The sequence below is a fragment of the Bradyrhizobium sp. 199 genome, from assembly GCF_023073355.1.
In the GTDB taxonomy this organism is placed as follows: Bacteria; Pseudomonadota; Alphaproteobacteria; order Rhizobiales; family Xanthobacteraceae; genus Bradyrhizobium.
Map to the genome: position 1 here is coordinate 2,141,135 of NZ_JADPJI010000005.1, position 13,563 is coordinate 2,154,697.

Genomic DNA, 13,563 nt, shown 5'->3' on the forward strand with positions numbered 1-13,563 from the left:
GGCTTGCGATCCGCTGGTCCGGATCGCGCAATCGGGCTCAGGCTGCAACCGGCTCACGCGCCGGTGGGCGGCACTGAGGACGCCGGCCTATTTGTACTAATGTACAAATGATTAGGTGCAGTCAACAAACGCGCCGGGGCGCTGAGATCGAATGACGCGCCAACGAAGATGACAATCGTCCCCCTGACCGGTCGACCGAGTGGCTGAATGGTAAAATCTTCCTTAACCACTTCTGGGCTCGCCGGACCGTGAAAAAGCAGCATTTTGCGGCCATTCCTGCCCGAAAGTATGCATTTGGAACAAACCTTGGAGCCGAATTGTCACGGATTTAATGAACCGCCGGCGCCTGCCGCTTAACCGTTTGTCCAGCGACGGCCGTGCATAGTCGGGCAAAGCCCTTGCTCTTGTCAGGTTCATTCATTGTGGCATCCTTTGGACGTGTGATTTCGGTTCGCGGATCGCTCGCCCGGGTTGGCCTGCTGGCTGAAAGCCGGCTGCCGATCTCGGAAGTTCGGGCAACCGTCGGCCGTTTTGTCAGCATCCGTTGCGCTAGCTCGGTCATCGTTGCGATGATCACCGAGGTGTCTTGCGAAAACATGTCGAGCGCCGAGAACTTCATCGCGATCGCCTCGGTCGATCTGCTCGGCGAAATTCTCAACGCGGCCGACAGGGCCAAATTCCAGCGCGGCGTTACCAACTATCCTACCATCGGCGATTCCGTCGACCTGATCACGAGCCAGGAGCTGCGTACGATCTACGCGCCGACCGGGTCGGACCAGATCAACGTCGGCTTTCTTCAGCAGGACTCCTCCGTCATCGCCTATGTCGACATCGAGGAAATGCTCTCCAAGCACTTTGCAGTGCTGGGGTCGACCGGCGTCGGCAAATCGACCGGCGTTTCGCTGCTGCTCAACGAAATCCTCAAGGCCCGCCCGAACTTGCGCATCTTCCTGCTTGATGTGCACAACGAATATGGCCGCTGCTTCGGCGATCGTGCGCTGGTGCTCAATCCGCGCAATCTGAAACTGCCATTCTGGCTGTTCAATTTCGAGGAAATCGTCGACGTGCTGTTCGGCGGCCGCGCGGGCGTGCCCGAGGAGCTCGATGTCCTTGCCGAGGTCATTCCGCTGGCCAAGGGCGTCTACACCCAGTACCAGAACGCCGACCGCATCGGGCTCAAGCGCATCGATCCCAAGCAGATCGGCTACACCGTCGACACGCCGGTGCCCTATCGCCTGGTCGATCTGATGTCGCTGATCGACGAGCGCATGGGCAAGCTCGAAAACCGTTCCTCGCGCATCATCTATCACAAGCTGATCTCCCGCATCGAGGCGGTCCGTAACGACCCGCGCTACGCCTTCATGTTCGACAATGCCAATGTCGGCGGCGACACGATGGCCGAGGTGATCAGTCATCTGTTCCGCCTGCCGGCGAACGGCAAGCCGATGACGGTGATGCAGCTTGCCGGCTTCCCGGCCGAGGTCATCGATTCCGTCGTCTCGGTGCTCTGCCGCATGGCCTTCGACTTCGGCCTGTGGAGCGACGGCGTTTCGCCGATGCTGTTCGTCTGCGAAGAGGCCCACCGCTACGCCTCCGCCGATCGCAATGTCGGCTTTGGGCCGACCCGCAAGGCGGTGTCGCGCATCGCCAAGGAAGGCCGGAAATACGGCGTCTATCTCGGCCTCATCACCCAGCGTCCGGCCGAGCTCGACGCCACCATCATCTCCCAGTGCAACACGCTGTTCACGATGCGCCTTGCCAACGAGCGCGACCAGGCGCTGCTCCGCGCCGCGGTGTCGGACGCCGCCGCGAACCTGCTCTCCTTCGTGCCGTCACTCGGCACGCGTGAAGTGCTGGCGTTCGGCGAAGGCGTCGCACTACCGACGCGCTTGCGCTTCAAGGAGGTGCCACCGCATCAACTGCCGCGCGGCGAAGCCACCATCTCGAGCGTACCCTCCGTCACCTCCGGCCACGACATGCATTTCGTCGGCGCCGTGCTCGAGCGCTGGCGCGGCGCCACCTCGCAGCGCGACGTGCCGAACGATCCGGTTTTCTCGGCCCCGCCCGCCAAGACGCTCTCCAACATCGAGGCCCCGATGCTGCAGCCCTCGATGGGGCTTGATCCGGACCGCTTCTCGCTCTTGAAGAAGCCGCTGCGGTAACGAGTCTCGTGTCCCGGACGCGCTGCAACGTGAAACGCTGCTGCGCAGAGCCGGAACCGGACGGCAACACGGTACATGTGGAGTGATGGGCCCCGGCTCTGCAGCGCACCGCTGACGGGACGATGCTCCGCATTCCCCAGGAAAGCGCTGCGCTGCGTCCGGAACACGAGATTTACGGCCTCGGGGGGCGTCTCGCCCGCATCGACTATGTTTTGCCGGCTCCAAGCCGGCTTCCCAACCGATGACAAAACCCGCGCACCACCTGGGTTTCGCGTTCGCGGCCTGACCAGCGCCGCCTGCACCTTCCTCGCCGCCTGCCTCGGAATCGTCTGCGGCGCCGGACAATGGAAGATGGTGGTCGTCGCGTCGGTGCTGGCGAAAAATGATGCCGCCAGCGGAGAATAAAGTTCCCGCTTGACGGGAACCTAGGCGATTCCACAATCTCACACGTTTTATTAAGAGTCTCGCCCCCTACTAGCACAAACACTTCGGCACAACCTCCACAGTTTCCCCCAAGAGCAAGGGCGGAGACGCGGACGAATCGTGCCTGCTAAAGGGCGCCATCTCATGAACCTGCGAGCATCCATCGTCGCGACGTGCATCGGCGCGACATTCTTCGGAGTTGGCTACGCCTGGAACTACCAGCCCGACATCATCCATCCCGATGAAATCTGGAGCATGTTTCAATCCGAGCATCGCAGGGCCCGAGCGGCGGTCTCTCGCATGCTCATCGAGCCGAGTTCGGCCCATTTCAGCGGCCTGCGAACGGTCGAGGCAGACGCTGCGCGATACGTATGCGGCGCGGTGAAAGCGAAGAACAAGGCCGGCCACTCCGTCGATGCCGCGTTCGTCTACACCGTCGCCAGCGACCTTGCCCGGGTCGACGACGACGGCCGGATGACGTCCCGGCACTCTCCCTACAAGTCGTGCCCAACTGCGAGCGACGTCAGGACCGCCGAACAACATATGCCGGTAGCACCCGGCGCGCTGGCGGTGGCCAAGGTCGTCGGAAAGGTCATTCCTCAATCCAGCGGCGGGACAATGGAGCAACAGCTTGGCCAACTCGCCGCGCAGACAGCGGCTGTGGCGCCGGGATTTGCCTCCTCGTCGGGTCCGGTCGGGACGGGACTGGCCCCGGCAGGGCAGCCTTCAGTTTCGAAAGTGAAGGCCGCACCCGACAGCGAACTCACCTGGCAGGCCGAACGGCCGCCGAGCGCGTGGCCGGCGCTCCCCTCAGGCCAATGCCCGACGAAATCGGCGCAGGAGCGGACGGCCGCCGAAACCTTGGCGCTTGCGAAGGATATCGAAGGCCGCTGGGAGCAGTCGAGGACATTGCAGGCGCCGACGAAGCGTGTGTCGCCAGAAGAAATCAAGCAGGCACGCTGCGCGCTGCTTGCGATTGATCCCGCCGACAAGGCCTATCCGCAGGCTTGGGCGGCCTTCGTGCGGCTGCGGAACATCGATCGAGAACTGGCCGGTTGAAGCCATACGCTCGCTGCGCAGCGATGCAATCGCCGCGCGGCCGCTAATCATCGTCCGCCGGACCGCACCAGCCCGGCAGATAGATCCGCATCCTTGCTCTTCGCCGCGGCCAAAAGACGGGAACGAAGGCCTGAAGTCCTTGGCCGTCACTATGCCGTTGCAACCGGTCCGCCGCCGACCTAACAGCTGGTTCCGCGGCTCCGCGCCGATCCATGCACAATAGTGCGAGCACACAAATGCACGCAGGCATTGAGAATATTTTCTGCAACGCGTTCACCGCCTGTGCTATCTAAAATCGCTGCTTCGGAGTGATCCCCGCCCCATGAATAGCCAGCGGCCCATAAGCTCTGACGAGGAGCACCGGGTGCTCCAGTTCAGGCCGCGCACCTCCCCTTCGCCAACGGTCCACCGCGGCAGTGGCACCGTGCGGCCGTTGCGCGTCGCGCCCGAACCGCTGGACCTGTCACGCTACGAGCAGCCCCGCGCTGAGCCCGACGACTTTCGCCATCGCATGCTCGCGAACATCGCGGCGTTGGCCTTCACCATCGCGCTGACCGCAATCGGAATTTGGCTGGCGGTCAGCATCGCCGACCTGCGCCGGACTCAGGATTGCGTGCTGATGGGCCGTCGCGACTGCGCCAAGATCACGACGCCACATATCTAGGCCCGATCTGCCGCCGGCGCCGGCGGAAACGGCTCCGGCGGGCATCCCCAGCCCCGTCTCCTCGCCTGCCCGGCTCCATTGAACTCGGGGCGGCGCTCCGATATACGGGCTTTCGACCCGGCCAGAGGGGGGTTGAGGGCGTCATCAGGGGCGCGATGCCCACCCACCGTGCCACTCTGGATAACCTGAAACATATCCGCAATATATCAAAGGCTTAGTGATGTCTTCCACATTCGATCAGGTCGCCACGATCATCGCTGAAACCTGCGACATCCCGCGCGACACGATCACGCCCGATAGCCATGCCATCGATGATCTCGGCATCGACAGCCTCGATTTCCTGGACATCGCGTTCGCGATCGACAAGCAGTTCGGCATCAAGCTGCCGCTGGAAAAGTGGACCCAGGAGGTCAACGACGGCAAGGCGACCACCGAGCAGTATTTCGTGCTGAAGAACCTGTGCGCCCGCATCGACGAACTGGTTGCGGCCAAGGGCGCGAGCGCCTAAGCGCGCGGTCATGCAACTCGAATACTTCCACATGATCGATCGCATCGTCGACCTCAAGGTCGACGAGAAGACGATCGTCGTCGAAGCCCAGGTCCCGCAGGAGAGCACCATCTTCGAGGGGCACTTCCCGGGTTACCCCTTGATGCCCGGCGTGCTCCTGATCGAATCGATGGCGCAGGCCTCGGGCTGGCTTCAACTCGGCGTGTTCAAGTTCGAGCGCATGCCCATCCTGGCCGCCGTCAAGGAGGCCAAGGTGCGCGGCTCGGTTTTGCCCGGAGAACTCATGAGCATCGAGGCGAGCCTCGTCCATGAAGGCTCGGGCTACGCCATGACCGAGGCCAAGATCAGGGTCGGCGGCAAGCTGCGCGCCAATTCGGCACTGACCTTCACGCTGATTCCCTTCCCCAATGCGGATATGCGCGGATACATGGCGAAAGTCGCCGAGCGCGTCGGCTTTCCGCAACAGGCCGTAACGCCATGACTGACACTTCCGCTGCGAAGCCAGGCCAGACCGAAGTCTGGATCACCGGCATTGGACTCGCCACCTCGCTCGGCGAGGGCCTGGACGCCAACTGGGCCGCGCTCCAGCAAAAGCGCATCAATGTCGACGAGAAGGGCTTTGCCCCCTACATCGTGCATCCCCTGATGCCCGTCACCTTCGACAGTCAGATCCCGAAGAAGGGCGACCAGCGCCAGATGGAAGCCTGGCAGCGCATCGGCACCTATGCCGCGGGCCTTGCGCTCGATTCCGCCGGCATCAAGGGCAACAAGGATATCCTGTCGAAGATCGACATGGTGGTGGCCGCCGGCGGTGGCGAGCGCGATCTCAACGTCGACACAGGCGTGCTGACCGCCGAAGCCAACGGAGCTAACGCGCCCGGCTTCCTCAACGAACGGCTGATGAGCGATTTGCGCCCCACCTTGTTCCTGGCGCAGCTCTCTAACCTGCTCGCCGGCAACATCGCCATCGTGCATGGTCTTGGCGGCACCTCGCGCACCTTCATGGGCGAAGAGGTCGCCGGCGCCGACGCGGCGCGTATCGCGCTGTCGCGCATCGCCTCGGGCGAGAGTGACATCGCGCTGGTCGGCGGCTCGCACAATGGCGAGCGCAAGGACTTGCTCGTCCTCTACGAATTCGGCGACTTCAACCTCAAGGACAAGTTCGCCCCCGTGTGGGCGCGCAAGGACCATCCCGGCTTCGCGCTCGGCTCGGCCGGCGCGTTCCTGGTGCTGGAATCGCGGGCACATGCGGAAGCGCGCGGCGCCAAGCCGTTCGCGAAGCTGTCGAGCGTCGTTGCCGATCTCGCCCGGCGCAAGCAGGGTGGCGACATGACCGCGACGCTGGAGCAACTGTGGGCCAAGCTGCCCAAGCGCGAGGGCAAGGGCGCGATCATATCAGGCGCGACCGGTGCCGAGCCCGCGACCTCGGAGGAGCGTGGCTTCCTGCAGGCCCACGCGGATTTTCCGGTGCGCTCGACCGGCACGATGTTCGGTCACACCATGGAGACGCAATTCCCGCTCGGCATCGCGCTCGCCGCGCTGTCGATCTCGCGCGGTGCGCTGTTCCCGCCGAACGATTCCACGGGCACCGAGATTGAAATGCAGGGAGCGCCCACCCAGATTGTGGTGGTGGGAGCCGGACACTGGCGCGGCGAAGGCATGGCGCTGGTCGAGGCAGTTGGCTAGCTCATCCGGGGGATCGACATGACTGCACCACGCGACAAACTCGGGCGTCCCGTCGTCGTCGTCACCGGCATGGGCATCATGACCTCGCTCGGTGCCGGCAAGGCCGACAATTGGGCGAAGCTCGTCGCCGGCGAATCCGGTATCCGCACCATCACGCGCTTTCCGGTCGACGGCCTGAAGACCACGATGGCCGGCACTGTCGATTTTGTCAGCGTCGATCCGTTCTCCTCCACCGGCCTGTCCGAGCGCATGGCCGAGTTGGTGACGGAGGAAGCACTCGAGCAGGCCGGCATCGGCGCCAAGGCCGATTTCCCGGGTCCGCTGTTCCTGGCTGTCGCACCGGTCGAAGTCGAATGGCCGCAGCGCCGCGAGCTCGGCCGCGCCGTCGGTTCGCCCGACTTCACCTATGACGATTTGCTGCGCATCTCCGGTGGCGGCAAGTACAGTGCCTATCATCACCGCTTCATGTTCGGCTCGGTGGCCGCGCACTTGGCCGAGACTTTCGGCACCAAGGGCTCGCCGATTTCGCTATCGACGGCCTGCGCCTCGGGTGCGACCTCGATCCAGCTCGGCGTCGAGGCGATCCGCCGCGGCGAGACTGATGCTGCGCTGTGCGTCGCGACCGACGGCACCGTGAACCCCGAAGCGCTGGTGCGGTTCTCGCTGCTTTCGGCGCTGTCGACCCAGAACGATCCGCCGCAGGCGGCCTCCCGCCCCTTCTCGAAGAACCGCGACGGCTTCGTCATGGCCGAAGGCGCAGGCGCCCTGGTGCTGGAAAGCTACGAAGCCGCTGTCGCGCGCGGCGCAAAGATCCTGGGCGTGATCGCCGGCTGCGGTGAGCTCACCGATTCCTTCCACCGCACCCGCTCCTCGCCCGACGGCAAGCCGATCATCGGCTGCATGAACAAGACGCTGGCCGATGCCGGCATGACGCCGGATCAGATCGACCACATCAACGCGCACGGCACCGCGACGCCCGAGAACGACAAGATGGAGTTCAACACGACGTCGGCCGTGTTCGGCGAGCGCGCGCAGCAGATCCCGGTCACCTCCAACAAGTCGATGGTCGGCCACACCATCTCGGCGGCGGGCGCCGTCGAGGCGATCTTCTCGCTGCTAACGCTTGAGCATCAGCGCATCCCACCGACGATCAATTACGAGACCCCGGATCCCACGATCCTGTTCAACGTGGTCGGCAACACGGCGCGCGACGCCCGCGTCACCGCGGTCATGTCGAACTCGTTCGGCTTCGGCGGCCAGAACGCCTCGCTGATCCTGACCCGCGAACCGGCCTGACCGGACGGATGGCGCTGATTCCTATCAGCACGAAGATTCGCGCGCGGAATGCCGCAAAGTCGGTCGGCGGAGGCCTGATCGGCGCCGCCACCGTCGGCATGCTCCGGACCACGCGCTATTTCGATCCGGTCAAGACCTCGGATTTTTTCGCGCGCGTCACCAAGACGATCGGCCCGCGCCTGCGCGAGCACCGCATCGGCCGGGCCAACCTCACGGCCGCCTTTCCCGAGAAGTCGCCGGAGCAGATCGAACATATCCTGATGGGCGTGTGGGATAATCTCGGCCGCGTCGGCGCCGAGTTCGCCCATATGGATCATGTCTGGGATTACGACCGCGAACATCCCGAGAAGAGCCGGATCGAGTTACCCAAGCGCAGCATCGAGCTGTTCGACCAGATCCGCGACGACGGCAAGCCGGCGCTGATCTTCGCCGCGCATCTCGCCAATTGGGAATTGCCGGCGCTCGCCGCCGTCGCACATGGGCTCGATACCGCGATCCTCTACCGCCGCCCGAATATCGCCTCGGCCGACCGCATCATCCAGGAGATGCGCCAGGTCAACATGGGCACGCTGATCCCGGCCGGGCGCGACGCGCCGCTGCGGCTGGCACAGGCGCTGAAGGACGGCAAGCACGTCGCCATGCTGATCGACCAGTATCTGACCGGCGGAGTCGAGGTCACCTTCTTCGGCCGCAAGACCCGCGCCAATCCGATGCTGGCGCGCCTCTTGCGCCAGATCGAATGCCCGATCCACGGCGCCCGCATCATCCGCCTGCCCGGCGGCCGCTTCACCGCCGAGCTGACCGAGGAAGTCCAGCCGGTGCGCGATGCCGACGGCAAAATCGACATCCAGGGCACGACGCAGGCGATCACCAGCGTGGTGGAAAGCTGGGTGCGTGAGCATCCCGAGCAGTGGCTGTGGCTACATCGCAGGTGGCGGTAGACGCGCCGTCATTGCGGGGAGTTCGCAATAACGAGTGCGGCCCTCTACCTTCCCGTCTTCACCTTGGTCCACAACCTGTTGAGGATCCGCTGCGTCGCCGGCTCGCGCGCCGTGATGACGAACAGCTTTGCGAGCGTCGCCTCGTCCGGATAGATGTTCTTGTCGTTCAGGATCTTCGGGTCGACCAGCTTCTGGCTGGCGAGGTTGCCACTCGCGTAGGACAGGAAGTCCGAGTTCTTGCCGGCAACGTCAGGGCGGTAGAGATAGTTGATCAGCTCGTAAGCCTCTTTGACGTTCTTGGCGTCGGCGGGGATCGCGAGATTGTCGAAGAACATCTGCGCGCCCTCCTTCGGGATGGCGTAGCCGATCTCGATGCCGCTCTTGGCTTCGCCCGCGCGGGCACGGGCCTGCATGATGTCGCCGGACCAGCCGACCACGAAGCAGATCTCGCCGGTGGCGAGCGCGCTCAGATATTCGGACGAGTGGAACTTGCGCACGGAGGGGCGAACCTTGGCGACGGCATCGGCGGCCTTCTCGAGGTCGGCCTGCTTGGTCGAGTTTGGATCGAGCCCGAGCCAGCTCAGCGCCGCCGGAAAGATGTCGTCGGCGGAATCGAGCATGTGCACGCCACAGTCTTTGAACCTGGCGAGATTCTCCGGCTTGAAGACGATGTCCCAGCTGTCGATCGTCGCGTCCGCGCCCAGGATCTGCTTCACCTTGGCGACGTTGTAGCCGATGCCCGTCGTGCCCCACATGTAGTTGGCGGCGTAGACATTGCCGGGATCGTAGGTCGCTAGACGCTGGTTCACCATCGGCCAGGCATTGACCAAGTTCGGCAGCTTCGCCTTGTCGAGCTTCTGGAAGATGTTGGCCTTGATCTGGCGCTGCAGGAAATAGGCGGTGGGCACCACGACGTCATAGCCGGACTTGCCGGCCATCAGGCGCGTCTCCAGCGTCTCGTTGGCATCGAAGGTGTCGTAGACCACCTTGATGCCGGTCTCCTTGGTGAAGGCCTCGAGGACATCTGGCGCCATGTAGTTGGACCAGTTGTAGAAGTTGACGACGCGCTCCTCGGCGCTCACAGCGGCGGACGGCAAATTCAGCGCGGCGACGATTGCAAGACCAAGGCAAAGCGAGGCGCGGCCGATGGTCGTCATCTCTGGTCTACCTCTTGCGTCCGCGCACCGCGTCCGACAGCCGCTCCAGCGCGGTATCGAGGGTCTCGTCCTTCTTGGCGAAGCAGAAACGCACCACCGAGGTCACCGGGTCCTGCTCGTAGAAGGCCGAGACCGGGATCGCCGCCACCTTGTAATCCTTCACGATCCGCCAGCAGAACTCGGTGTCGCTCTCGTTGAGCCCGAGCGGCGACAGGTCGACGGTGAGGAAGTAGGTGCCTTGCGACTTCAGGACGGGAAAGCCGAGGCTCTCCAGTCCCCTGGTCAGGCGGTCCCTGCTCCGGCTCAGGTCCTTGCGCATCGACAGGAAATACTCGTCCGGCTTGCCGAGGCCGTAGGCGACTGCGGCCTGAAGGTTCGGCGCGGTCGTGAAGGTCAGGAACTGGTGCACCTTGGCGGCGACGCGCAGCAGCGGCGGCGCCGCGCAGACGAAGCCGATCTTCCAACCCGTCAGCGAGAAGATCTTGCCGGCCGAGCCGACCTTGATCGTGCGCTCGCGCATACCCGGAATGGTGATCAGCGGGATGTGTTTGTGCTCGTCGAAGGTGACGTGCTCCCAGACCTCGTCGCAGATCGCGATGACGTCGAACTCCTGGCAGTAGCGCGCCAGCAGCTCGAGGTCCTCGCGCGGATAGACCACCGCTGACGGATTCAAGGGATTGTTGAACAGCACCGCCTTGGTCTTTGAATTGAAGACGCTTTTCAGCATGTCCTCATTCAGCCGCCAGTGCGGCGGCTCGAGTCGCACCAGGCGCGGAATGCCGCCGGCCTGGCGGATGATCGGCAGGTAGGAATCATAGACCGGCTGGAAGCACACCACCTCGTCGCCTGGCTGGACCACGGCGAGGATGGCGGAGGTCAACGCCTCGGTGCCGCCGGAGGTGACCATCACCTCACTCATCGGATCGAGTTTGAGGCCGTGCCAATGGCCGTAATGGGTCGCGATCGCCTGGCGCAGCTCCGGCAGGCCCATCATCGAGGGGTACTGGTTATAGCCGTTCAGCGAGGCGTCGGCCGCGGCGCGGCGGATGTCCTCGGGGCCGGGATCGTCGGGAAAGCCCTGGCCGAGATTGATGGCGGCATTGTCGCGCGCGGCCTGCGACATCGCCTCGAAGATGGTGACGGGAAGGTCGGCAAAGACCTTGTTCAGGGAAGCGCTCTTGGACATCGGGCCGGTCAGCCGCCGACTTTGTTGGGAAGACCCGCCGCCTTCCAGCCCAGCATGCCGCCGGCCAGATGCTTGTCGTAAGGTAGGCCCGCCGCCTGCGCCGCGAGCGAGGCCGTCACCGATCGCTTGCCCGAGCGGCAGGCGAACACGACCTCCTTGCCTTGGGGATCGGGGATCGCCCTGGGATCGAAGGTCGAGAGCGGCACCACGACGCCGTAAGGATAGGCCTCGGCTTCGACCTCGTTCGGCTCGCGCACGTCGACCAGCAGATAGCGCCCTTCCGCGACACCTTTGGAGACCTCGTCCGGGGTCAGATCCTGTACCTGGTTTGCCACATCATCCTCCAACGTCGCGAGCCGCATGCCGAGGCGAACCCGGCCGGCGGCAACCTCGCCTCTCGGCTTGCGAAAATCAAGCGCTACAAAGGCTTGGGCCGCGCAGCGCAAGTTAAAGCTAAATCGCAGCGACTTGAAGCGCGGCTTTCGCCGTCTCTGGAATACTGGGTCGCCCGGTCAAGCCGGGCGACGACAGCGGCGCTAGATCGTCACCTGCGTTCCGACCTCGACCACACGGCCTGAAGGGATCTGGAAATAGTCCGTGGCGTCGTTGGCGGAGCGGCTGAGCGAGATGAACAGCCGGTCCTGCCAGCGCGGCATGCCGGAATGCACCGCCGGCTTGAGCGCCCGGCGCGACAGGAAGAACGAGGTCGACATGATGTCGAACTGCCAGCCGAGCTTGCGGGCGATCGCCAGGGCCTTGGGCACGTTGGGCGATTCCATGAAGCCGAATTTCAGCCTCACCTTGGAGAAGGTCGGGGAGATCTGCTCCAGCTTGACGCGCTCGGCCGGGTCGATGCGCGGGGTCTGCGCCGTCTCGATGGTGAGGATCACGTTCTTCTCATGCAGCACTTTGTAGTGCTTCAGACTATGCATCAGAGCGGTCGGCGCGCTGAGCGGGTCCGAGGTCAGGAACACGGCGGTGCCGGGCACGCGCTGCGGCGGCCGCTTCTCCAGCATTGCCACGAGGTCGGCGAGCGGGAATTCGAGCTTGCGAGACTTCTCGAACAGCAAGCGGCTGCCACGTCGCCACGTGTACATCAGGATGATCATGAGGGCGCCGAGCGCCAGCGGCACCCAGCCGCCCTCGAACACCTTGAGCAGGTTCGCGGCCAGGAAGGTCAGGTCGAGGAACAGGAACGGCACGATCAGCGCGGCTGCCGCGAGCGGCGACCACCGCCAGACCTTCCAGATCACGACGAAGCCCATCATCGCCGTGACCACCATCGTCCCCGTGACGGAGATGCCGTAGGCCGAGGCCAGCGCGCTGGACGAGCGGAACAACAGCACCAGCAACACCACCGCAACCAGCAACAGCTGGTTGATGCGAGGGATGAAGATCTGGCCGGAATGGGCTTCCGAGGTATGGCGAATTTCGAACCGCGGCAGCAGACCGAGCTGGATCGCCTGCCGCGTCAGCGAATAGGCGCCGGTGATGACGGCCTGGCTGGCGATGACGGTCGCCATGGTGGCGAGCACGACCATGCAGCCGCGGAAGAAGCCTTGCGGGAACAGCTGGAAGAACGGGCTCACGATGGCGCCGGGATCGCTGAGTACGAGTGCCCCCTGCCCGAGATAGTTCAGCGCCAGCGAGGGCAGCACGATCGAGAGCCAGGCAATCTGGATCGGCCGTTTGCCGAAATGGCCGAGATCGGCATAGAGCGCCTCGGCGCCGGTGACCGCCAGGAACACGGCGCCCAGCGTGACAAAGCCGATGATGCCGTGGTGGAACATGAAAGACACCGCGTAGAGCGGGTTCAGCGCGTAGAGGACTTGCGGCTGTTGGATGATTGGGTGGATCGCCGCCGCCGCGATGACCGCGAACCAGACGCACATGATCGGGCCGAAGAAGGCGGCGACGCGGGCGGTTCCACGCGACTGCACCGCGAACAGGCAGATCAGGATCACCACCGTCAGTGGCACGATATAGGGCTCGAACCGGAGCGTGACGTCCTTCATGCCCTCGATCGCCGACAGCACCGAGAGCGCCGGCGTGATCACGGCATCGCCGTAGAACAGCGCGCCGGAGATGATGCCGAGCAGGACGATGGTCGCCCCGCCGGTGCCGACCGCACGCTGGGCCAGTGCCATCAGGGCCAGCGTGCCACCCTCGCCATTGTTGTCGGCACGGAGCAGGATCACGACGTATTTGAGCGTCACCACGACGATCAGCGCCCACAGGATCAGGGAGAGCACACCCAGCACCGCCGCCGGCGTCGGCAACCCCTCTGCGCCCGAAGCCGCCATCACCGCCTCACGGAACGCATAGAGCGGACTGGTGCCGATATCGCCATAGACCACCCCGATGCTGCCGAGCGTCAGGGCTCGGAAACCCGCGGTCGTCTGAGCGTGGTCATGTCCATTGGCCGCCGCGGTTTCCGGGGCGGAGATCGCTACGTCACTTGTCATGGGAGAGCCCAGTGGC

General features: G+C 64.4%; 13 protein-coding genes and 1 pseudogene. 9 read left to right on the top strand and 5 right to left on the bottom strand.

Annotation, left to right across the window (positions count from 1 at the left end; genetic code table 11):
* Positions 1 to 328 precede the first annotated feature (328 nt).
* A complete protein-coding gene (locus tag IVB28_RS18930) occupies positions 329 to 619 on the bottom strand; it encodes a hypothetical protein (protein WP_247528091.1) in 291 nt (96 codons plus the stop codon).
* Between IVB28_RS18930 and IVB28_RS18935 the strand changes: the two genes are divergently transcribed.
* The 9 genes and pseudogenes from IVB28_RS18935 (at position 597) to IVB28_RS18975 (ending at position 8,739) form a co-directional block, all read left to right on the top strand.
* Complete coding sequence (locus tag IVB28_RS18935; protein WP_247528093.1) at positions 597 to 2,162, top strand: ATP-binding protein; 1,566 nt, start codon at positions 597 to 599, stop codon at positions 2,160 to 2,162. The two genes, IVB28_RS18930 and IVB28_RS18935, sit on opposite strands and share 23 nt — an antisense overlap.
* A 267-nt stretch (positions 2,163 to 2,429) precedes the next feature.
* Positions 2,430 to 2,528: pseudogene (locus IVB28_RS18940) on the top strand (MgtC/SapB family protein); the annotation flags it as partial.
* 201 nt (positions 2,529 to 2,729) lie between these two features.
* Positions 2,730 to 3,644, top strand: coding sequence for a hypothetical protein (locus tag IVB28_RS18945; protein ID WP_247528096.1), 915 nt, complete (start codon positions 2,730 to 2,732; stop codon positions 3,642 to 3,644).
* Between the two features lie 322 nt (positions 3,645 to 3,966).
* Positions 3,967 to 4,308 (top strand): hypothetical protein, encoded by a 342-nt coding sequence (locus tag IVB28_RS18950; RefSeq protein WP_247528098.1) that lies wholly within the window; start codon positions 3,967 to 3,969, stop codon positions 4,306 to 4,308.
* Between the two features lie 220 nt (positions 4,309 to 4,528).
* Entirely contained in the window at positions 4,529 to 4,816 is a 288-nt protein-coding gene (locus IVB28_RS18955) for an acyl carrier protein (protein WP_007592476.1), read from the top strand.
* 10 nt (positions 4,817 to 4,826) lie between these two features.
* A complete protein-coding gene (locus IVB28_RS18960) occupies positions 4,827 to 5,297 on the top strand; it encodes a 3-hydroxyacyl-ACP dehydratase FabZ family protein (RefSeq protein WP_247528100.1) in 471 nt (156 codons plus the stop codon).
* Entirely contained in the window at positions 5,294 to 6,502 is a 1,209-nt protein-coding gene (locus tag IVB28_RS18965) for a beta-ketoacyl-ACP synthase (protein WP_247528102.1), read from the top strand. Before IVB28_RS18960 ends, IVB28_RS18965 begins: the two co-directional genes overlap by 4 nt.
* An 18-nt stretch (positions 6,503 to 6,520) precedes the next feature.
* Positions 6,521 to 7,798: a beta-ketoacyl-ACP synthase gene (locus tag IVB28_RS18970; RefSeq protein WP_247528104.1), complete on the top strand. Its 1,278-nt coding sequence runs from the start codon at positions 6,521 to 6,523 to the stop codon at positions 7,796 to 7,798.
* Between the two features lie 8 nt (positions 7,799 to 7,806).
* Entirely contained in the window at positions 7,807 to 8,739 is a 933-nt protein-coding gene (locus tag IVB28_RS18975) for a lipid A biosynthesis lauroyl acyltransferase (RefSeq protein WP_247528105.1), read from the top strand.
* A gap of 44 nt (positions 8,740 to 8,783) precedes the next feature.
* On the opposite strand, the gene IVB28_RS18980 is transcribed toward IVB28_RS18975, so the two are convergent.
* The 4 genes from IVB28_RS18980 to IVB28_RS18995 form a co-directional block, all read right to left on the bottom strand.
* Positions 8,784 to 9,896: a polyamine ABC transporter substrate-binding protein gene (locus IVB28_RS18980; protein WP_247528106.1), complete on the bottom strand. Its 1,113-nt coding sequence runs from the start codon at positions 9,894 to 9,896 to the stop codon at positions 8,784 to 8,786.
* Positions 9,897 to 9,903: 7 nt separating this feature from the next.
* Positions 9,904 to 11,082, bottom strand: coding sequence for an aminotransferase (locus IVB28_RS18985; RefSeq protein ID WP_247528107.1), 1,179 nt, complete (start codon positions 11,080 to 11,082; stop codon positions 9,904 to 9,906).
* An 8-nt stretch (positions 11,083 to 11,090) separates the two neighbouring features.
* Positions 11,091 to 11,417: a rhodanese-like domain-containing protein gene (locus tag IVB28_RS18990; RefSeq protein ID WP_247528108.1), complete on the bottom strand. Its 327-nt coding sequence runs from the start codon at positions 11,415 to 11,417 to the stop codon at positions 11,091 to 11,093.
* A 201-nt stretch (positions 11,418 to 11,618) separates the two neighbouring features.
* Entirely contained in the window at positions 11,619 to 13,547 is a 1,929-nt protein-coding gene (locus tag IVB28_RS18995) for a potassium transporter Kup (protein ID WP_247528109.1), read from the bottom strand.
* Positions 13,548 to 13,563 lie beyond the last annotated feature (16 nt).

What these genes read in the sequence shown, in the direction of transcription:
- IVB28_RS18935 (WP_247528093.1), top strand. Translation starts at nt 597, where the DNA reads ATGTCGAGCGCCGAGAACTTCATCGCGATCGCCTCGGTCGATCTGCTC.
- IVB28_RS18930 (WP_247528091.1), bottom strand. Translation starts at nt 619, where the DNA reads ATGAAGTTCTCGGCGCTCGACATGTTTTCGCAAGACACCTCGGTGATC.
- IVB28_RS18945 (WP_247528096.1), top strand. Translation starts at nt 2,730, where the DNA reads ATGAACCTGCGAGCATCCATCGTCGCGACGTGCATCGGCGCGACATTC.
- IVB28_RS18950 (WP_247528098.1), top strand. Translation starts at nt 3,967, where the DNA reads ATGAATAGCCAGCGGCCCATAAGCTCTGACGAGGAGCACCGGGTGCTC.
- IVB28_RS18955 (WP_007592476.1), top strand. Translation starts at nt 4,529, where the DNA reads ATGTCTTCCACATTCGATCAGGTCGCCACGATCATCGCTGAAACCTGC.
- IVB28_RS18960 (WP_247528100.1), top strand. Translation starts at nt 4,827, where the DNA reads ATGCAACTCGAATACTTCCACATGATCGATCGCATCGTCGACCTCAAG.
- IVB28_RS18965 (WP_247528102.1), top strand. Translation starts at nt 5,294, where the DNA reads ATGACTGACACTTCCGCTGCGAAGCCAGGCCAGACCGAAGTCTGGATC.
- IVB28_RS18970 (WP_247528104.1), top strand. Translation starts at nt 6,521, where the DNA reads ATGACTGCACCACGCGACAAACTCGGGCGTCCCGTCGTCGTCGTCACC.
- IVB28_RS18975 (WP_247528105.1), top strand. Translation starts at nt 7,807, where the DNA reads ATGGCGCTGATTCCTATCAGCACGAAGATTCGCGCGCGGAATGCCGCA.
- IVB28_RS18980 (WP_247528106.1), bottom strand. Translation starts at nt 9,896, where the DNA reads ATGACGACCATCGGCCGCGCCTCGCTTTGCCTTGGTCTTGCAATCGTC.
- IVB28_RS18985 (WP_247528107.1), bottom strand. Translation starts at nt 11,082, where the DNA reads ATGTCCAAGAGCGCTTCCCTGAACAAGGTCTTTGCCGACCTTCCCGTC.
- IVB28_RS18995 (WP_247528109.1), bottom strand. Translation starts at nt 13,547, where the DNA reads ATGACAAGTGACGTAGCGATCTCCGCCCCGGAAACCGCGGCGGCCAAT.